This is a genomic window from Pseudomonas sp. C9D1, assembly GCF_056491235.1.
The window spans coordinates 3,654,792-3,674,499 of the sequence record NZ_JBSZIE010000002.1; the positions used below are offsets into that span (position 1 = coordinate 3,654,792).

Annotated in this window: 17 protein-coding genes; 8 read left to right on the plus strand and 9 right to left on the minus strand. The window is 52.3% G+C overall.

Features of this window, described 5'->3' with window-relative positions:
* Positions 1-96 precede the first annotated feature (96 nt).
* Positions 97-996, minus strand: coding sequence for a hypothetical protein (locus tag ACXI0U_RS24710; RefSeq protein WP_479550952.1), 900 nt, complete (start codon positions 994-996; stop codon positions 97-99).
* Between the two features lie 108 nt (positions 997-1,104).
* The gene (locus ACXI0U_RS24715; protein ID WP_479550953.1) at positions 1,105-1,719 is read right to left on the minus strand and encodes a hypothetical protein; all 615 of its coding nucleotides are present in this window, start codon (positions 1,717-1,719) and stop codon (positions 1,105-1,107) included.
* A 315-nt stretch (positions 1,720-2,034) separates the two neighbouring features.
* Between ACXI0U_RS24715 and ACXI0U_RS24720 the strand changes: the two genes are divergently transcribed.
* Positions 2,035-3,537, plus strand: a complete 1,503-nt coding sequence (locus ACXI0U_RS24720) for a hypothetical protein (RefSeq protein WP_479550954.1) — start codon at positions 2,035-2,037, stop codon at positions 3,535-3,537.
* A 278-nt stretch (positions 3,538-3,815) separates the two neighbouring features.
* Here the strand turns inward: ACXI0U_RS24720 and ACXI0U_RS24725 are convergent, their stop codons facing one another.
* On the minus strand, positions 3,816-4,577 hold the full coding sequence (locus ACXI0U_RS24725) for an abortive infection family protein (protein ID WP_479550955.1): 762 nt from the start codon (positions 4,575-4,577) through the stop codon (positions 3,816-3,818).
* A gap of 314 nt (positions 4,578-4,891) precedes the next feature.
* On the opposite strand from ACXI0U_RS24725, the gene ACXI0U_RS24730 reads away from it, so the two are divergent.
* Entirely contained in the window at positions 4,892-5,914 is a 1,023-nt protein-coding gene (locus ACXI0U_RS24730) for a hypothetical protein (protein ID WP_479550956.1), read from the plus strand.
* A gap of 132 nt (positions 5,915-6,046) precedes the next feature.
* The gene (locus ACXI0U_RS24735) at positions 6,047-6,271 is read left to right on the plus strand and encodes a hypothetical protein (RefSeq protein ID WP_479550957.1); all 225 of its coding nucleotides are present in this window, start codon (positions 6,047-6,049) and stop codon (positions 6,269-6,271) included.
* 128 nt (positions 6,272-6,399) lie between these two features.
* On the opposite strand, the gene ACXI0U_RS24740 is transcribed toward ACXI0U_RS24735, so the two are convergent.
* Positions 6,400-6,765 (minus strand): histone-like nucleoid-structuring protein, MvaT/MvaU family, encoded by a 366-nt coding sequence (locus tag ACXI0U_RS24740; protein ID WP_479550958.1) that lies wholly within the window; start codon positions 6,763-6,765, stop codon positions 6,400-6,402.
* Between the two features lie 351 nt (positions 6,766-7,116).
* Entirely contained in the window at positions 7,117-10,725 is a 3,609-nt protein-coding gene (locus tag ACXI0U_RS24745) for a hypothetical protein (protein WP_479550959.1), read from the minus strand.
* 188 nt (positions 10,726-10,913) lie between these two features.
* On the opposite strand from ACXI0U_RS24745, the gene ACXI0U_RS24750 reads away from it, so the two are divergent.
* From ACXI0U_RS24750 to ACXI0U_RS24765, 4 genes are all read left to right on the plus strand, one after another.
* Positions 10,914-11,711, plus strand: a complete 798-nt coding sequence (locus ACXI0U_RS24750) for a peptide arginase family protein (protein WP_479550960.1) — start codon at positions 10,914-10,916, stop codon at positions 11,709-11,711.
* Positions 11,712-11,979: 268 nt separating this feature from the next.
* Entirely contained in the window at positions 11,980-12,363 is a 384-nt protein-coding gene (locus ACXI0U_RS24755) for a hypothetical protein (RefSeq protein ID WP_479550961.1), read from the plus strand.
* Between the two features lie 4 nt (positions 12,364-12,367).
* Positions 12,368-13,003, plus strand: coding sequence for an AbiTii domain-containing protein (locus tag ACXI0U_RS24760; RefSeq protein WP_479550962.1), 636 nt, complete (start codon positions 12,368-12,370; stop codon positions 13,001-13,003).
* Positions 13,004-13,716: 713 nt separating this feature from the next.
* Positions 13,717-14,259 (plus strand): HEPN domain-containing protein, encoded by a 543-nt coding sequence (locus tag ACXI0U_RS24765; RefSeq protein WP_479550963.1) that lies wholly within the window; start codon positions 13,717-13,719, stop codon positions 14,257-14,259.
* A gap of 87 nt (positions 14,260-14,346) precedes the next feature.
* Here the strand turns inward: ACXI0U_RS24765 and ACXI0U_RS24770 are convergent, their stop codons facing one another.
* Positions 14,347-15,369 (minus strand): restriction endonuclease, encoded by a 1,023-nt coding sequence (locus ACXI0U_RS24770; RefSeq protein WP_479550964.1) that lies wholly within the window; start codon positions 15,367-15,369, stop codon positions 14,347-14,349.
* 173 nt (positions 15,370-15,542) lie between these two features.
* On the opposite strand from ACXI0U_RS24770, the gene ACXI0U_RS24775 reads away from it, so the two are divergent.
* Positions 15,543-16,280, plus strand: a complete 738-nt coding sequence (locus ACXI0U_RS24775; RefSeq protein WP_479550965.1) for a hypothetical protein — start codon at positions 15,543-15,545, stop codon at positions 16,278-16,280.
* A 141-nt stretch (positions 16,281-16,421) separates the two neighbouring features.
* On the opposite strand, the gene ACXI0U_RS24780 is transcribed toward ACXI0U_RS24775, so the two are convergent.
* The 3 genes from ACXI0U_RS24780 to ACXI0U_RS24790 all read right to left on the minus strand — a co-directional run bounded on the left by ACXI0U_RS24780 (position 16,422) and on the right by ACXI0U_RS24790 (position 19,691).
* Positions 16,422-17,483: a CHAT domain-containing protein gene (locus ACXI0U_RS24780; protein WP_479550966.1), complete on the minus strand. Its 1,062-nt coding sequence runs from the start codon at positions 17,481-17,483 to the stop codon at positions 16,422-16,424.
* Between the two features lie 33 nt (positions 17,484-17,516).
* Positions 17,517-18,425, minus strand: coding sequence for a DUF6216 family protein (locus ACXI0U_RS24785; protein WP_479550967.1), 909 nt, complete (start codon positions 18,423-18,425; stop codon positions 17,517-17,519).
* Between the two features lie 93 nt (positions 18,426-18,518).
* A complete protein-coding gene (locus tag ACXI0U_RS24790; RefSeq protein ID WP_479550968.1) occupies positions 18,519-19,691 on the minus strand; it encodes a S8 family peptidase in 1,173 nt (390 codons plus the stop codon).
* Positions 19,692-19,708: the final 17 nt, after the last annotated feature.

A 19,708-nucleotide genomic window follows, 5' to 3' on the forward strand; every position in this document is an offset into this window, starting at 1 on the left:
GTACCTTCCCAACTATAGTTTCTCGCAGTTGAATTTCGTAGGAGCTAACTACATAGGTAAGGTTGCATTGCGTTGCAGTCTGTCGCAGCAAGATTCTCAGCAAATATATTTTTGGAACTGTCGGTTTTTAGCATTGGCGTTGTGGTATCGGCGCAGCCAGAAGTATTTTTTCAGGACGCGGCGGTGACTTTCCCTAAGGCTAATGTTTCCATAGTCCCTGCGGTACGCGGTGTAAAATTCTTTCACTGACTTAATTATTAAGTCTTTCTGCGCCGTTAAGAATAATTCTGCCTGCGAGCGGGAGTTAATTACTGTCGCTCTTCCCTGATAGGTATTCATTGCATTTGCCACAGCCGGAAAGCGCGTATCGGCAGCTGCAAGCATGAAATCGAGCGCGTTAACATATGTCACTGAGCCATCTTGGACTAGGAATTCTGTATTGCCGTACATTCGTCTGAAAAGTATGCGGATCTGTTTCATTAATTTCGTGTTACACACCACATCATCTGCCAATGCTAGCCGGGCATAGGTGGCCTTTCCTTCCGCCTCATTAGCCGAACTAAGGCCGGCGCCGACCGCAAAGCTTTCACTGATGTCGCAATATTCTGTGGAGAGACCGCCACGGAAGGTTATCTCTTTCTCTAGTAAGCACTTCTGCATCAGAACTCCTAAGCGCATGAGAATGATCATCAGAGCATTGGCTGAATGCATAAGTACCCTATCAGCATCTTTTTCCCAGTCCACTTCCTTGGGTTTGAACGTGACAACAATAGAGTCTGAGATAAATGCACTTTTCGGTTCGTACCAGTCGTATAGGTTGAATATTTCGTTTTGTTTGTAGTGCTTTTCGACGTTTGCCTCTAAGTGCACCAACACGTCCCTATTTGTAGTCATGAAATTGATGAGGTCTTGAGCTTGATCGTCAGTTGTGACTGAGGAGTTCAGCTTTTTGAAGCCCAGCATATCGATAAATACTGTCCACTGTATTGCTTTCATCGATTCAAGATCACTTTGCATAGTGGTCGGTAAGAAGCCCAAGTATCTGGGCCTAAGCTAAGGTGTCGATTGGATCTAGGGCGGTTGGTGCTGCTGTCGCCTGGCAGTTTATGAGTAGTTTACCTTGATCTGCTCGCGCAGCCAGATGATGCCGTTATCGAGCTGGATGCAGCCTAACTCCACAAGCCGTTCTATCGCTTGTGCGTACTGACCAGACGTCACGGGAGGCAGCGCGTAACTTTTCCTGAGTGCATTAACGTGTACAAAACCTGCCGGCTCTGCAATCCTACACTTGTCGTTCTGATGCTTCCAAAGTGCAAGTATCGTGACAGCCTCTATGTCCGAGAATTCCTCAACAACTCCCCGCCGAACTTTGTTCCAGATGTAGAGGCCAGCTAGAACGATGGCGACTGGCGGATCGACTGGTAGTGACACTGCGCCGAAGCCTGCAATCGACACGTCAGGGACAATGTCGAGCAGCTTCCTCCAGTTCAGCACAAGGTTGCCAGGCTTTTGAGACCGCGCACTCGGAGAGTCGTGTCGAGAGTTGATCGTTACTAGCGCGAACGTCGCTTCTGGCGCTTGAGGGGGAGTGATCCTAGCGAAAGCTTTCACTAGGCGGAGCCGTGCTTCCTCGTCAAGAATTGATCCAGCTGGGCTTTGCGCCGCATAGGTTAGAAGCTTGTTCCATATTGCACGTGCTGCATCTTCATCGTATTCCATTGCGATGGGTACCTTACTAAGGAGCATGATGCTTTAACGGGTGTAAATAGGCGAATCTAGTCTACTCGCGGCCCTATCGAGGTCCATCGTAAATGGCCGCAAAGGACCATAAACGGCCAGCCTCGAGTACGGCTTCAAGACAGACAAAGTGGCACTCGCCATGGGCTGATCGAAGATTGACCAATCTTCGGCCGTCTTCTCCGCCTGGTTGAGCGCACGGACGAGGCCTCCCTAAAGGGGAGGTAGAGCGTCGAGAACTCCAACTCAATATGGCATCATTATGCTATTACCTCGCGCATAAGGAAATCACAAGGCATGTTCAAGCGACTTTCTGTTCTGGCCCTAGCGACAGCAACACTCTCAGGATGTGGAAGCTCTGACTCTGAGGTGTCCTACGTCTCGGCTGACTCGACGTTCACCTGCGATCAACTCAATCGAAGTGACGCATTGGGTGACACTGCGACGACTAACTCCATTCTCAAATCTGCCTTCAAGCAACTGGACAACGAGTATGTAGAAGACACTTCCATCCAGCGTTTCTACCGCGGACTCGTTAGGAAGGATCTGGACTACGCGTTCCAGCATCACAGGGAGACACTGGCTGCCTGTAGTGGCCATTCCGACAAGGGCGTGAACGATGCAGCTACTGATGGTCTCAACTCGATGTATGTCCGAGCCATGAGGGAGCCCCGCTGGGCTACATGCACCGCGTACCTGGACGGAGACGTCAACATTGATGGCGTGATTCAGGAAATGAATAAGCCGACAACGTTGGTTATTGGTGGCGACTCCGTCGCAAGCTACGTGTCGGTCGTTTATAACGCGAAGGGTTATGGCCTGGACTACCTCAAGAAAGAGGTTAAGACCAACTGTGAGGCCGCGCCAGACAAACGCCTCTGGAACGCCTTCAGTGAGGTTTCAGCGCCTGTTGCCAACAAGCTTTATCGTGAGGCAAGCGAAGCTGCAGAGGTCGAGCGTAAGAAGAAGCTTGAGGAGGAACGCGCTAGTCGGCTCGCTCGCTACTCCAGCAGTCTGTACGCATCGAGAACGGCCAGCTGCGACAACTTCCGTGAGCAAGCTCAGTGGGCCTCTTACTCTTCTGACGAAGACAGTCCTACGTTCCTGGTCGGCTTGAGGGCAACCGTAGCGGATATGCCTCGCCCCGAGAAACAGTACCAGCGTGAGGCCTTCGAAAAGGCTCTTGAGACCAATTTTGAAGACGCTGTACGGGCAGTTATGAATAGCTGTGGATCTGACACAACTCCAGAAGCTGCCGTCCTCCAGACCCGAATCGTCACAGAAGCTAAGACACCCTATTACCTTGAGCTAGAAGCGCTTCTTGAAGATAAGCGACGCGCGGACACGTGCAATGGTTATGCGAACGTCTGTCCACAAGGTGCTGAACACATGGCTGCGAAGCGCGCATTTGAAGAGGGGGTGGTCTGCGAAAGTGGACAAGCTGGGAGCGGGGAAACGTGTTTTGCCGCACCAGCCGATGCGTACGCGTATCACCTTGCGGTGATCCAGGTAGGGCTGTTGACCATCAAACGCGATGAGGTGAAGGAAAGGCTAAGTCCAGCGGCGTCCTCAAGGGAAGTCGATTTCTATATGGAGCCTTGCAAACAGCGTGTCATCCAGCGGGGCTTCAGAGAGGACGAGTATTACGCCGAAGTACAGCGTGTTTGCCCTGGCGAGGCTTTACAGGCATACCTAGAGCCCGTTAAAGCTGAACTGGCCAAAGCGGAGGCTGAGCTTGCTGCAAAACAGGCAGAAGCAGCGAGCGCAAAACTCAAAGCCTCTCCTGTACCCCAAGCCTAATTTGATTAGCCGCCGGATAAAGAAACCGCCTCTGCGGTTTCTTTCCTCAGACCTCAGCCTGGGCGGACTTGTAAACCATTTTTTCTTGTAGACCATGCTGGTTTACATTGTGAATAATCAGTTTACAAGCCCCATTTCGAGGCTTCCCACAGCTGCCACTTCCTGCTCTGTAGCATGAAAGGTCGATCTCATTGGCAGCGCAGCCGCGGCCCATACCGGAAAATGGCTCTTAGCTACCTATCGACCAGTCCGAAATAGATCATATGAATTTGATTCTCTCAGGACGGAATTTTCTGATTGAGGTAGTGGAAAATCGTACGCACTGCGTTGATTGCCAGCATCCCTTCTGCAACGCCGACAAGCTGCTCGTTCGGATGAGCAACACTTGCGTGGTTACGAAGAGTGTTCAGGGCATCCAGCGTTGAGGCGAACGAACTCAGAATCTTCCCGGCCTCATTTTCATGATCGCCAAGCGACTGAAAACCCGGATGCTGCTTTCTCAGGGTCTTATACGCCAAAGTCAGAGTAGCATCGGTGGGAAGCTCGATACCCTGCTCGCGGCAAACCGTTTTGAGGTAACCGTGCAAGGCCGTATGCATACGATCAATTGCACTAGCCGGCCCAGAACTACCGAGTAGTTGCTCAGCATCAGCTAAAGCTCGTCGCACCACTTCAGTCGCAGTAGGGAGCTGTGGGACGTGTCGTACGTGGCCAATTTGGAAGCCGAGTGCAATCAGCCTCTCAGGCTGATTGAGCTCCAGGCGAGTCTTAATCTGAGGGTGCTCAATAATATGACGCAGGCCTTGAGGATTATTTTGGAGAATGACCTCGATCACTTGGTAGATGCAGTCACCATAATCGGGATCTCCCCAATCCAGGCTACGTAGTAGTCTTTTGTGCTGCTGAATGTAGCTCGAATGACCCGTCAGATGCCCCAATGTGCGCCAGTCCTCAGCGGAGAACTCAGCCTCAATGGCCTTCTGCATTTCGATAATGAGCGGGCCAGCCCAGTGTGGGTCCATGAGCAAGTCGAGATTCATGCTTCTCCCTCCCTTGGAAGACGAACACATCTTGGACGAACGGGCAGACGCTTGGAAGAGAACGAACATCAGGTGGGATTTACAGATGATCAAGTCTGCAGATCACGTTGCCAAGTGACTCGGTCTGCTAGCGTCGACTTGCCAAAGCCAGAGCAATCTGGTGTTATTTGCGCGTCAGTCGTTGATGCATGGTGGCCGTGCAAGCAGACAACCTGACGAACTCTCTCATGATTGAACCTGATTCGACGTCCAGCTTCGCGTATAACGGCCCTACAAGCGTAGCTAACCCAAACGTCGATCATTAGGGGATAGTCATGCCTGCAAAAAAACTGCTCCAGCCTCTTGCCGCTCAGTTGAGCACCCGCTTCGGCAAGCCCGGTCGTCCGTGTCACCCGATCATACTTCACCAGCTTTTTCATGCTGCGATTGGGACCGTTTCCCCGGAAGTCGCTTCTACCAAAAATCTTCCCATTCAGGTTTGCGATGCCCCCGAAACTCGGCAGTACAACCTTTTTGCGACCATTGAGCGTGCAAAGGTGTGCCTTGGTCTGAGCGATCTTCAGGCAGTTGGTGTGGCAGAGGAAATCATTGAGTCGCTTCGTGGAGCCGGCATTGGGGTCAACCAGGTTCAGCTCTTACTCGACCCTGCGCTCACAAAGGTAAAGAAAGAAGCCTTCAGAGCGCTTTGCAAGAACCTCGATCTGAACGAGGAGGGAGCGAAGTTTTCTCCCAGAACCGCCACTCTGGCGCTGGCTGCACGGCTTACGCCGCAACTGGACACGTCTTGGAAAAGCCGGTTCACGCTTGCAACAGCCTTCCCCTTGCGCGGAGCGAGCGAACTCGTAGATCTTGTTACGAAAAGCGAGTGCTATCTGTGGGTGCTTCCACCTGCAGACCATCAAGCAACAGCCGCGGCAACTCGGGACCGCTTTTTCGGTGAGCAACTCAACCCAAGCGCTGAAATGGGTATGGGGTTCAGCATCATTCAGGCAGGCTGGTCCCGACCAAAGTTTCCGCTGCAACGCAGGGCCGATGCTGAGACCTACACGCGGTATTCCCTCTACGCCCCCATGTGGTCGTGGAGAGCCCCGGAAAGCACCTGGAGCCTTGGAAGCATCCTTCGCTCGACTATTCACGACGGGGCATATTGGACCCGAGAGTGCCTGCGTGACGTACTTCCGAACGGGCTCGAATCCCTACCGCGTATCCACGGCTGCAACTCGTGTCGGATGCTCTTCATCGACAAGGTTGTCGGACATCCGGGCATACCTACTCATTGTCTCTGCGTCGAGGCTGGCGCGAGCGATGAGCAAAAACCGTCTGCTCTCACTAGCTGAGTCTCCATTACGGTGGTGGGGTTGTGCACACCTCTTAGAGACTGGCTATGGGAGTGGGGATCGCTTACCCCAAACCTGAAGGCCCCGCCATCTAATCAAGCGATATGAGCTTCTTGCTCATGGAGTAACACGATGGAAAACGATACCCGAAAGAAGCAAGCACTCGCGTTCTTCAACATGATGGCTGAGATGGCCTACGACAACGGCGTGATGGATGGGATTGAAGCCGGTAAACAACTGGGTTTTGTGGCCGGGATTACCAGTCTCAAAGCTGCTTTGTCGTGTGGGCTACGGCATGGGTCGCCTGAGTGCGGCAAGGCCTTGGAGAGTTTCAAGCGCTTTGGACTCAACGAGTGATTAAAAGATACGAACCGGCCTGATCCATACTGTCGGTGTAGCTGATGTACGAGCTTCGCTGGCTCAAAGCATACAGAACGAAAAGCCAGGCAGTGCCTGGCTTTTCTTTAGCGTATGAGGCGATTGCGTTATTGCAGCCAGCCTTCTACCTTCTGGGCGCCATACTGCTCTCTCCACGCTTTCAGAACCTTGTGGTTCCCGCCTTTCGTCTCAACCACTTCGCCGGTCTCCGGGTTCTTATAAACCTTCACTTGGCGCTGGCGGCGTTGGGGGCGTGCTACAGAGCCGAAGGTGACTCCGTTCGAGCTGGCTTGTGGGTCTAACAGAGCGATGATGCCTTTCAAGCCGATACCATACTCAGTCATCAAGCTGCGAAGCTTTTCTTCGAACTCGATTTCGCGCTTCAGCTCTTTATCATTCTTCAACTCGTCCAGCTGCTTAAGTTGCGCGGCGAGCTTTGCTTCGAGTGCTTTGAATTCAGCAAGTTTGGACATACGTTAGCCTTTTGTTTGAAGGGGTAGCACTGCGCTACTGTGCTGTGATCATACTGGTGATGAAAAATTCTATCGAGCAGTCTAGCTAATTATCTAGCTTTTGCAGAAGCCCTTATGGAGTCTTGGCAGTTTCAAGACGCCTATAATCAGCTATGAGGTTGCTCAGGTTTACGTTGAGCAAGCGCCATATGCCACGAGCCTGGACTCTATGCTCTCACGAGTTATCGACGGACGAGGCCGGCAAGGGTACAAGTGACTAGCCATTGCATAGCATTGCCCCTAAGAGCGAGCCTGTCAGAGTCAAATTTCTTGACGGGTTTTATCTCAAGTATGTGGGCTAGACACCCCAATTTATCTGCCCAAGCCAAGCCGAAGGTCAACCAGCAGGAACGCAACCGCGATCTCTCTATGACCGGCCCGATAGGTCGCCACATGGCCACATGTTTCGTAGTCGGGAGGGCATAGCGAATCACGGCTCAGATAGGCGAGACCCGCAGGAACCTCTTTTTCGAGCATTTCGCTGACATATTCGAGGAGTTTTTCCGGCTTCTTAGCGTAGGAATAAATGACGTGGAAGTAGAGATCGCAGGTGCCGTATGACACTAGCTTGTCGAAGTGGCTCTTGATGTTGGTCCGATCAACCTTATCGCATACCAGTGCTTCGAATACAGAGAGCTCCTGGCCCGACATACGAATCACGGCGTCCCTTTCTCCAGGATTTCCCATTGACGTTGCTCCGCCAAGTGATTGGTCAGCTACGTCCCACTTAGTCACTGCGAGTAAGGCTCCAAGGACTTCCCGCACTGCTGTGTTCAGGTCATCCTCAAACTTGGCGGAATTCCTCGGGTTAGACCGGTCACGCAGTATCGCTGACATATGCTGTAGAGCGGCAACAGAGCGAGACACTTGACGTATGAGAAAGCCTCGAAGCCCACGTCCAGGAGGGCCCAATATGTTGCCCACCTCGGAAGGCAGAAGCTCGGTCAACTGCTGCAAGGACGCTCTAACAGACGTGACCGGATCCACTATGACTGTTGGCGAGGTAGCCGTGGGCGTAGCAATGCCCGCTTGAAGGTCATGCTTAAGTGCGACGAGTTCGTCATCTGTATCAAACTCTGCGATGGCTGTATCTAGAGTCGCCATCGCCTCGGCCTTGCGCCCCATTTCGAGCATCGAAAGAACGGCGATACGTTCAAGGTCTGGATGGCGCGTATCCTGGCGACGTGCAGCAATGCTTCGCAAGGCATCCTCTGGCCTTCGCAGGGCAAATATGAGCAGCGCGCGGTTGGCGAGCAGGCTACTACTGGCAGATTGCTCGTCCTTAAAAATCTCTTCATTTATGTCCACTAGCAAGCTTTCACCGATCGACAGGTCCTCTCCGCTCAGGGGACGCAGGGTGGGACCGAGAAGCTGGTGTATAGCAATCGCGAAGACATTCTCCTTATATGCAGGAGCTGCACCGGGACTTGCTGCCAGGCGCTGTAACGCAATTCGAGCATCTTCCAGATTTCCTTTCGGGCGCAGCAGATGGGAGGTTGCCTTGTAGAACTCGAGTTTGTTTTGAGCTTGGTGTTTTGCAGCGTGCTCCAGAGTAGGCGGGATAGCGACGTTATCGAGTGCAGACCAGTTCTTCTCCTTCATGAGCAGCCGGAGCTCGAGGTCAAAAATTGCAATCCTGAACTGCGGCGGAGCGCGATCTAATTCCTCTTGGATATCATCGAGGTGTTCGCGGGCAAGGGCGTATTCGCCGGCAACCAACAAGGACTCTATGCGTTGCTGCAACTCAGGCCATGTCCAAAGTGACGACGCCTCTGCAGGCCCCAGTTGCTGCAGTCTCGCTCGGATGCTTGGCTTTGCCTCTGTAGGTAGGTGTTGGCAGAGTTGGGCGAGTAGTGCCGGATCATCGGACTGGGTAAGCGCTCGCAACATGGCATTCTGGTAACTGCTGTTCAGTCGCCGCCATGCGGCAGCCAGATCTTCAGCTGGCGATGATTTTTCCTGCTGAACTAGAAGGTTTTGATACCTACCCGTGAGTGCCCCAACGCTCCCTTTCTCTTTATGCTCGATGACACTAAGCGGTATGAGTTTTTGAAGGGTGTCGCAGAGCTCTGGTGATATCGCCCCACTGGGCCAGCCGGCAATTGCACGAGCGAGAAAACGCACATGAGCTCTGAGCGTTTTGGCAATGTTGAGGTGCATGGATATTTTTTCATTATTGGCCGGCGTATTTTTCAGCAGAAAAACGCTGTCGAATGGCGTTAGTAGCGCATCTCGAGCGGATGCGGAGTGAGCAAGTGCTGTAGAAACGAGTTTTGCGGCTAGAGGTGCCGGAAGACTTGGCGCGTCAGTCCAGTCCAGTTGCATCTTGTGAGCAAACGTTGAATACAGCTCCACGATTGGGAGTGCATTGGCAATCGGTACGCACGAAAGCCAGTTCAATGCCTCAAGGACCCCGGCAAAGCAAGCTCGCGGTACGTTGTCTTCGTAGGCGGCTTGGTCCACGAGGTGCTTCAGCAGTGCTATTTGCAGGTCTTTCGTTCCCTTAGCCGCTATCTCAAGAAGCTGCCGTCCAACGGCCCTTCTTGAGTCTGGAAATGCAGTTCGTCCGGTAGTGCCACGGGAATAGCACCAAGTTATCAATGACGCGTATTCAGCAATCTCCACCGTGTTTTCGAACACATGACAAGCCAGATGAGAAAGCGAGTCTTGGACCGCAAAGTCTCTCGTCTGGGCTTCGCGACTCAAGTTACGATCATTATATCGAGGGGTGCTTGGTCGCCACTCAATGGCTAATTTTGTTGCTAGGCAAGCTGTACGTTGCTGCATCAGCATGTCGACCAACAGCTTTGGTGACGATCCAACGTGGAATAGAAGGCGCTGTAATGCCACTGGATGGTCGGCTGCAAACGATAGAACCTTCGCCGCCGCCGCCGGAATGCCCGGCCCCATGTCGGATTCCTCGAGCTCGGAGCAGAGCAGCCTGAATGCAAAGCTGGTCGTGTCAGAGTGGGACCGTCCCATCATGAGATGCTCTAAGCCAGGCTGCATTAGCCAGTCGGCCCTCGAAACCAGCGTTTCAGGTGGCGCTGTCTCTGGGCCTCCGGCATATCGTATCTGGTTCAGTGGAAGTGCAAACGTCTTTTCAATTACCGCCAAGTACTGTGCGACATCGTTAGCCCAGTCACCCCAAACGGTCTGGCGGGCCAAGGTGCGATGAGCTGCTTCTCGACAGCACCTCATCTCAGTTGCCCCCCAGTCAGTGTCCCATGTGCCGTAACTATCTAGGGCGTAACACCAAGCAGACCAATCTAAGAAGGCCCTGTCGATTTCCTCGGTGTGAGTTTCCAGCGTGGCCAACGTTTCATCAGCATCATTTCCGATTGCAATCGTGCCGTCATCGCCGCTGGTTTGATGCTGAGGTTTTGGGCACAGTTGTTCCCAAAGGCGGCGTATAAGCCAGTTCGTGCCTTTGGTTTTAATATGCAGTCCATGCAAGCCCTCATCCAGAACTCTATTTGCAAGCTCCTGGATGTGGAGAGGAGGGGTCTTCGTTTTCGCGACAAGTCGAACTCGATCCAACCCCTTTAGGAAGGCTTCCGTGCTTGGGCTTGGGTAGGTGATGTACGAACGAGTGCCTTGAGGGGCGCTAGGCATAGTCCAGCGAAGCCCGTCGAAGAACACCCAGCCCTCATGCTCCAGGGCATCGAAAGTTGGGCCGCCATCTGCAATACGCTGCTCCGATTCGTCCCAGTTCTTGGCTAGATCCTTCGCGCCGCCTTGATACTCCAGTCGATAATGCTGACTCAAATCGAGAATGCTCAGCTCATCGACTATGTCTGCATCGGAGATGTAGCGAGAGTGGTGAGACCAAGATAACCAACGCGCGAATGTCTGCCTTAGCTCTTGCCGTTCTAGCGGTGATGTCTGCATATCTTGAAATGGGCCTGTTGATCCGACCACTACCGAACCTCCATGTTGTCCTAGGGCCGCATACTACTGCATCAGACCGTCCTATCGCGACGAGCCTTCGGCATTCACGGGTATCGAATCTAGTCTAGAGTGGTTGATTAAACGCCAAGCCCATTCCATGTATCGAGGAGTAGTGCAAATAAAGATGCACATGGCTTTACGGCAACACTAGACTTGTAATGATGGCTGAATTGGGCGGAGATTTGGGCGGCTGTGATTATTATTGGAGGCGGGTCTTGACGAGTATTTGGCATATCCCCTTGTCGCGTCGCGGAATTTCTGGCCACGGAACCCAGAATTTTCTTTGGCAAAACGGTCCCGTCTACATCATGGACAATCATCGGGCTGCTTGGTGGTGCTGGTTACGGCATCTCGTACCTGGCAAGCCAATCGATCTTTTTCATATTGATCGACATACCGATACGCTGACCAGCAATTTGCCGCTCTGGAAGAAAAATTTACCCACCAGCATGCATGGTGTTCCCCTGAGTGACTACTTGGGTTATCGAACTTCAATACACGGAACAGAGTCGGTTACGATCCGATGGGACAACTACCTCAGTCTCTTTCTTGAATACGAGCAAAATAATCTCGGAAGTGTCTACTTTGCGACGCACAATGACGGTGACACTCCAAATCTCCCCTCGGGCTCATGGTATGAGCCAGCTCCTTGGGAGCTAACTAAAAATATTGACCATTACTTAGAGCAGGGAGATAACTGGGTCGTAAACATTGACTTGGACTATTTTTTTTGCGAGATGAATGATGGGCACTGCCGGCGATTCCTTGCCGAGGGCTATGTGCAAGACCTCTGCCTGGTGATCAAGAAGAACTTGAACAATGGTCGGATCAAGGTCCTGACGATCTGTCTCACCCCTGACGACGGTGGCTTCAGCGGTGGGTGGGCTTCAGCAGAAAAGCTGTGCACTGAGATCTGCCAGCACTTGGGAATCAACGATTTCCAATTGCCTTCTTGAGGGCTTGCGGATTACGGCTGGGTAGAAACAGTCACAACAGCAAGGCGGCTGTGGGTTAAATGGGCAGGATTCGCAAGGTCCATTCACGTCGCGAGCTCTTTTTTTGAAAGAAGAGAGTTGTGTGTACTGTGGGCGACGATATATTCAAAATGAGGCTTGACGGACCGTTCACCATCCCGTTGGGCTGGTCGGAAGCCCGCTTTTTCACGGAGGCGAAAGACGGTCCGATATCGCCTCCAAGTTGCCATGTTTCTGACGAAATTGGATGATGGCGTTTCAAGACGCCATCTCGGAGTTAGACCGCCCTATGAAAAAGACGAATACTCTCTCGATCAGTTTCATGCACAACTCTCAGGTGCAACAAGACGCCCAGCGTTCCAGCCAGTATTTCGAGCAAAGCATTCATCATCTTGATCTGGACGCGTTTCTGGAGGCCTTTTCTCAAGACATCTCGAGGATCAGTGATCAGATAGCGGCTCAGGGCCTGCGATCTGATGTCGAGACCATCAGAGTGCAGAACAGTTCGCCGACCCCCAAGAAAGGCATCATCAAGGAGTGCTTAGGCTCAATCAAAACTGTCTTGGAAGGCACTACTGGCAACGTACTCGCTTCATACTTGCCTGCAGTGATCACCTTGATGGGAGCTCTCTGAGACGATGGACAGTCTTGTACTGGAACTGCAAAGAGACGTGCTTGACCGGTCGATCCCCCTTCCAGATCTGCTGCGTAAAGCATTGCTCGTGTCCAGAAAGCTCAAGATCAAAGACATTGAGGAGTGGCTCAGCGACGAGTTAAACGGATACGAGACACGATCAGTGCCTAGCTACCGGATCATCTCGGGCGAGCTGAAGGCTTTCAATCCATACCAGGGTTGGATCCCTGTGGATATGGGTGGCGAACTCCACGCTTCCATGTGTGAACACCCTGTACGTGACTCAGTGAGCCAAATCGTTGATCTGGTAGAGCGTACAGAGACTGGGGCAGTGATGGTGAAATTTCCTGCCGGTCTCAACGCAGCTTTCAGAAATCTTATGAGAGTAGATTTTGAGCCTGCTGTGCATGTGCCTGTGCACAAACTGGTTCGTATCCTAGACATAACCAAAACCAAGATCATGGATTTTGCCCTAGACCTAGAGGCACGGGGGATTCTTGGCGAGGGCATCCGCTTCAGTAAAGCTGAAGAGCAGCTCGCGCAATCGATCACCCACAATACGATCAACATCGAGAGAATGGAGAACTCTCAACTGCAGCAATCCACAGAAGGGTCAGGGCAGCGCAGGACGAGAAAATGAGAGGTTCTCGCTCGGGGTTACTCAGTGCTTGGTGCAGTTGTGGTGTTCTATCTGCCCGCACTCAAGTGCTCCTTAGCGCAGGACAGCCGAGCGATGATGTATATCTTCTCGGCAAGGTCTTCTGTGCCTTCTTGCTGGCGGTCAAGGTAGTGAATTGCGTCTCCCGCGGGGTCAGGAAAACGCGGTGTGGATGAAAAATGATCAATTATCTGTGGCGAGATAATTACAGATAATTCCCAAAGGCTATGGCCAGATCGATCAAGGAGGCTCATGGAATGCAGGGCCGGGGACGGCTCTATCCTGCGAGGCGACCACGTTACGTGGTTTGCCTAACAACCAGGCGCGCTATCAGAAGGCTGATTAAAAGCCGGTTCGGCAGGGGGGGGGGCGCGCAGACCTGCAACAGTCAGGCCGGCCGATTTGGCGACATTGTCATTCGGGGCTTGAGCCTTAGAGTTATACCTTCCTCGTTGCGTTCGATTGCCAGGTCGTCTCCAAAACCTCTGGGGGAGATCAACGATAGCGTCCTCGCTACCATCCCCTGGATCTTGGCGTACTACTTGCCAAGCTTCGGATGTGGTCATGCTTTGACTCCGTAAGATGAACCTAGTCCAGTATGGGGGGCGTGTCCCAGATAGAGCGGCCTCCTGAGGTCGTCTCAGGTTATCCATACTGCCGGCCTGAACCTACCCTCTGATAGAAAAGGAGCTTCTATGTCCAACGCGATGCAGGCTTTCCAGTACTCGATCAAGGATGCCGAAGAACTGCTTGAGCATTTCGATGCGCTCAACAGTAGTGCGCCTCCAGCGAATGCAGAGGTGCTGAAGCGAGCAGGGCTGGTGATGGCTCTCACTGCCTGGGAAACCTATGTTGAAGATCGCATCAACGAAGCGCTTCGCATTCAACTTCGTTTGATCGCCGGCAGCCACTGTGGAGACTTCATACGCAAGAAGCTCGAAACTGAGCTCAAACGCTTTCACAATCCTGATGCCAGCAAAACCAAGCAGCTTTTCTTGGACTACCTGGGTGTGGACGTCACAGAGGCTTGGGTCAGCATCAACGCTGATGCTGCAACGAACAGAAAGGCTCTCGATGGCTGGATAAGTAAACGAGGAAGTGCTGTGCACCGCTCAAAAGTGATGCTCAGCGGGCCGCCAGCGGCACACCTTGTGCGCAGAGACGATCTGGAGCGTGCAATTCGGTTCCTCAAAATGCTAGTAGAAAAAACTGATCAGTATTTGGATCAACAGATGTAGAGAGCCAGTTGCCCGCTCATCTGCCTGCAAGTTTCAACTCATGTGGATGTGGGCGGCATCGGTCAATGCCTTTAGATAGACTGGCCATTACAAACGAACGATTCCTGTACCTGGCGTGCGTAGCCGCTCAAGCCATTTGCTGAGCGCATCCCGCTCAACGGCCTGGATCGGGTAGCCTCGTGCTGTAATCGTTGCCTCAGCGCCAAGGCTGAGAGTTGATGTGGTAACGATCAGGCCATAGTCTGCTTCCATAAATTGAACATCTGCGGCTAAGCCCTTGATGATCACTTTCTCGACTTTCGCCTTCTGCCGTTTGCATTGGATAAGGCACGTAGGCTTCGCATCCTCAGGCGCCTCTGGTTTCCAGAGCCGAACATCAACTCCGTCATCATTACTGCCTGGCCCAATTTCTACGCGGAATCCTTCGCGCAAAAAATATTCCGCTGTCATCTCCTCAAATTTTCGCCAGTGCATTTCTGGCAATCGATGGGTGTTATTTGAGAGATAGTCAAGATAGCGCTGATCAATGAAGGTCCCCCCTTCAGGAGGGTGCGCTGTACCGGTAAAGAGCATATTGAGTTCCAATGGGCTATACCATTCTCTACAGCGGCCCTGATTGTAAGGGCTTGCACGTAGTGCATTTCCCCAAGCAGTAATGTGGTCCCGGGCCATCTTAAGCCCTACCGGACTTAACTCGGCTCTACACCGCTCAAAGAAAGGCAAAGGATTAAGCCTTTTATCAGGTTTAGTCTTAGCTGTCTCAATCATATCTCCGATCATCTGAAGGAATATAGCGCTCATTGCTTCATACTCAGAAAGTAACTCTGGCGTACCTTTGTATTTGTGATATTCCCTGGCCCCAGGTGGCAAGCCGTCATACTCAGATTCCGTATAGCCGATGCGGTGCAGTAATCTGTAATGGATCTCCTCATATACTTCGGAGCGGATCCGGATACCATTTGTCTCAGAGCGACGCACCATGTCAGCCATCTGACCAGGGCCAGAGAGATGATCGCAGATCTCCTCAATTGAGAGAGCCAAGCCTGCTTTATAGCCAGCCATTTCAGAGAGTTGTTCGGCGAGTGCGCCTGGGAAGAAGTTGATTGCCATATTGGGTAGACGCCAGATGGGGATAAGTAGGGTTGCTGATAATATAGCGTAAAAATTTAGTTGACAGATTTAGCACAATGGCGACAGATAGCCAAAGCCCAACGAAATTTTCCAGGTTCAGTTGTGCTGCCTGGCCGGCTGTAGATAGAGCAAAAGCTGAAGAAGGAAACATTATGGAGATCATAATTCCCTGCGCCCAGTGTTCAGCAGCAGCTGAAAAGAATGGAGACTTTGGTCCTGATGGCATAGAGATCCTGACTAGGGCCATGCATGTCCAAGATCACAGCTTATATCGAGCCACCTGCCCAGCAGGGCATCAGCTTGTGGTGATTCTCGATAATCTTCCCTTCCAGTTGCTGTTCGAGAGTGCTCTGGAGGCTCTCGTGGATGGCTATTTTCGAGAGTCTGTTAGCAGTTTTGCGGCTGCACTCGAGCGCTTATACGAATTCTCAATTCGTATACAGCTTGGATCTGAGGGGGTCGACTCTGAAGAGTTAGAGCGTATGTGGAAGCTGGTCTCTGTTCAGTCGGAGCGGCAGCTGGGTATGTACATCGGAGTGCGCACCTTGAAAGAAGGCAAGACGCCTCCGATGTTAAGTCAATCTCAAATAAAATTCCGTAACTTGGTTATTCACAAAGGGTACTTTCCAAGTGGAGAGGAAGCTTTTGAATTTGGTAGCTCAGTTTTTAGCCTGATTATGGATGAAGTGATACGACTAGATGAAAGTTACAAAGAAGCAGTTATTAATGAGACTTTCTTTCATCGGGAGAGGAGTAGTGGCCTGTTAAGCGAGGGAGAATATCCGGTGTTTCTTTTTCTTGGCATGGCGGTGGCAGACCGATCTCGCCGTACGTTTGCGGACGTTGTAACGAACACACAGGAGTCGATGCAGAGACGGCGCGCTAGCTAGCGCCAAGCGCGAGCCTGTCTGAGGCAAGCTTTCCATGTGCGGCTTAGTCCAGTTGGAAATCGAAGGGTATGTCCGCATGGTATGCCGTGCTGGCACCATAAGAAGACGCATAAGTTATGGTGGGTTCAGTCTGTTTTCGGATTAGGCAGTCGGAGGCCTTACGAGTATCAAGTCTTCTTCAGTCACTCCCTCTTTAAGGTACAGAGCAGGTATGTCTGCTTGATCTGGACGTTCCATCCGGAGCAAAGAAACTGCTTGTTCAAATGCAGTGGGGATGGATAGCCCAAAACCGATCGCTGAATAGAACTGGGCGGCGAAGATCCTAGCGGCAACATCCTGGATTTCGCGATTCATACCAATCGCGGCATTCAATTTCTGGACGCACCCTTGTGCTTGGTTTCGAGAGAAGCAGGTATTGAAGAAAACCAATTGAACACTGTCAGATGTCAGCGACAACGTCTGGACAATGGCTTCTTTTGGAATGCGCTTGGGCTGGCCGAACTCATCCTGAAGGACCAGTTCCTCAAGTGCAGAGCCGTGGCCACTGAAGTGCACAACTGTGGGTCGAAGTTCGTTTACCGCCTGCAGTAGGTCCATTGGCCTGACGGCCCAGCGTGATTCCAGCTTCACCGCGTCGCGATGCTTGGAGGCGCGGATCTGAATGCTGATAAGTCGCGCTTCCTCGTCAAGAGCTAGCTTGTTGTCGTTGGTGCTACCCGGGTCTGAGGCGAAGAACGCGACCACGATTTCATCAGGAAGAGCCTTGAGCTTGTCGATCTCTCTGGCGGTCTCCTGATGAAGGTAAGCGTGGTGATCAAGGCTGTGATGAATGCTAGACATCTCGCGCTCGTGCTCCTGGTTCGCACGATGTTGGAGCCTTTGTTCTTTCTTGGCCTCGGTAGTCTCAGCGGAGGAGAGGTTTTTCTCCGCAGCAAGTAACCTCTTTTCTTCCGCCAAGATTTTGCCTTCGACTTGCTTCAAGGCATTCTGTTGCCGGCCTTCTTCCGTGCGATGGCGTTGCGCTTCGCGAGCCTTCGAGGCTTGAATGGATGCAGACTTAGATCGAGCACCTGCATTTTCAGCATCAAGGGCCTTCTTTCTTGAGTCTGCGGCTTTGATGGCAATCTTGCCCTTGTCCGCCGACAGCCGAGATAACTTGGTTTTGAGTTGTGCAATTTGGCGTCGGTAGTAGTCTGCGCTCATGGTTACCCTACCCGTGCTGTTGGCCCGGAGTGCTTAGCTTGTCGATGCGACTGATGTTGAGGCCGGTTGACTGGAGTCTTCGGAAGTACCTTCTTCATCGTTCGGCACCTTTTCGCCCACAACTCCTGCTGCCGGAGCACTGCGGGACTCATCAGTAGAAGGCTCTTTGTAAATTCTTTTATACAACTTGCTTGCATGTGCAGCTTGTCGTCCTAGCACTAGGGCGTAAAAAAGCAAAACTGCGGTCAACCCAAGAGCCCCAAATCCAAGCAGCTTTTGGTTAAACATCGCCTCTCTCAGAAACTCTTTGGAGCCCTTGTCGGTGAAAATTTCGCATAGGGCTGTGAGGTCATGCTCTATTAGGTTGACCTCAGGATTTGGGCAGTCCTCTTTATTTATTTCCCAAGCGAAGGCATTCCACGACCTGACGCTCGTCTCTGTCGCCCAGAACATCGTATTTGTCTTCTTAACGGTTAGAAGCGCTGCTGGCATTCCCATCAGGAGAAAGACCAAAGCGCCAACGAGGAAAGCTGTTAAAGCGAGTTGCTCGCGTTTGTGCGCCTTCTTTAGGTTAGGTTCCCGAAGAGATACTTCTTCGCAATTAAAGTGTTTTCGAACTTGCATGAGTTCCTCGATGCCGAGGTTGTGCTCACGTAGCCATGCTCTGGTGTCGGTAATGTTGTTATAGCTCGTGAACTTTATGCCTGTTTTGTATTTGAACCGCTCATAGTCAACGATCCGAGTCTGCTCGGCTTGCAGCGTCTTGTTATGAAACTGCGCCCTCCCGCCTGCGATCCGCCATACGAGATCATGTATGAATCCTGCGGAGCCTGTTCTCGTATAGATATAGAAATAGGCAACGAACAGCGCGATCAGGGGGCTTACCCAAGACGCATACACTTTAATTTGGGACGCTACGGATAAAAACTCAGTTGTGGTCATTGGCTGATTTGGGATTTCTATGGCAGTTGAACCGCCCCGCCGACAGTGATGACAGCCTGCAGGGCAACTTTTGAAGTGGCAGGTCGCTTTGGGTTAATGGGGCGCTGCTACGAGGCCAAAACCGTAATCCAGGTGGTCGAACTCACTCGAGAAGCCTTGGTCGTTCGCCGTAGCAGTGAGCTGCGCAGTGGTCACTGCTGACGCCGACATTGCCTTGCTTGTTTGTGCAAACTCCCACCAAAGCGCTGCTACACCTGCAACATGGGGGCAGGCCATGCTTGTGCCGTCTAGCGACTTAAGTGTTCCTCCTGGCCAAGCTGAGAGGATATCTACACCAGGCGCGCTCACCTTCGGGAAGGTGTTAGAGAACCGGGCGATGCCGTATTGGCCCCCTTGCCTTCCAACGGCAGCGACGGAGATGACGCCATCCGCAGCTGCAGGGAGTGAGGCGGCAATCTTGAAGTCTTCGCGGATCTCCCGGCGACTTTCATTGCCAGCGGCCGCAATCACAATAGGGCTGTCGCCGAATGCTGAGCGCGCACTGATCATTCGCATGATTGCGTCGAGCATGCGGAGATTACCGCGATAGGACTCAAGCGCATCGGAGGTGGCCATCTCAACTGGGTACCCTTCCTGGACGCGTTGACTGACCAAGCCAGGGAAGTCAAATCCGAGCGACATGGAGATGATGTTTGCACCTGAGCTCATCGCCCAATGAAGTGCATCGAAAAGCATGTCGGAGCTACCGCCTTTTTCTCCGAGAACTTTTCCAATCAACGCACGTTGCACACCTGGTGCAACACCTATTCGCGTGCCATTTACGTCTCGACCAAAAATGGTTCCTGCGCAATGCGTGCCATGTCCATTGACATCGAGCTTTCCTTCGCCGGTGAAGTCTTTCTCTTCAAGGGTTACTCCGTAAAAAGCCGGATGCTTGGCATCGATTCCGGTATCAAGCACTGCCACGGTTACGCCAGCACCTGTGTATTGGGACTTGTCCGCGCTGACGGCAGTTACGCCCCAAGCGCCATCTGCAGCAGCTTGGCTGCTAGCGAAGGGTTGAATGAGCTTGGTCGGCATGGCGCGGGCCAAAGCTAGTACGTGTGGATCTCTCTGCAAGCCAGCGACAGCGTGAGATGGAATACGCTCGATGGCGAGCTCTGGGCTGGCGCTTACGCCCCTTGTAAGGCCGAGATTTCTAGTCGTGAAGTTGAAGGTCTTCGAGCCAGAATCTTTTGGCTGGCGAAGTACGATGTACTTTTCCATAACACACCTCCTTGTGA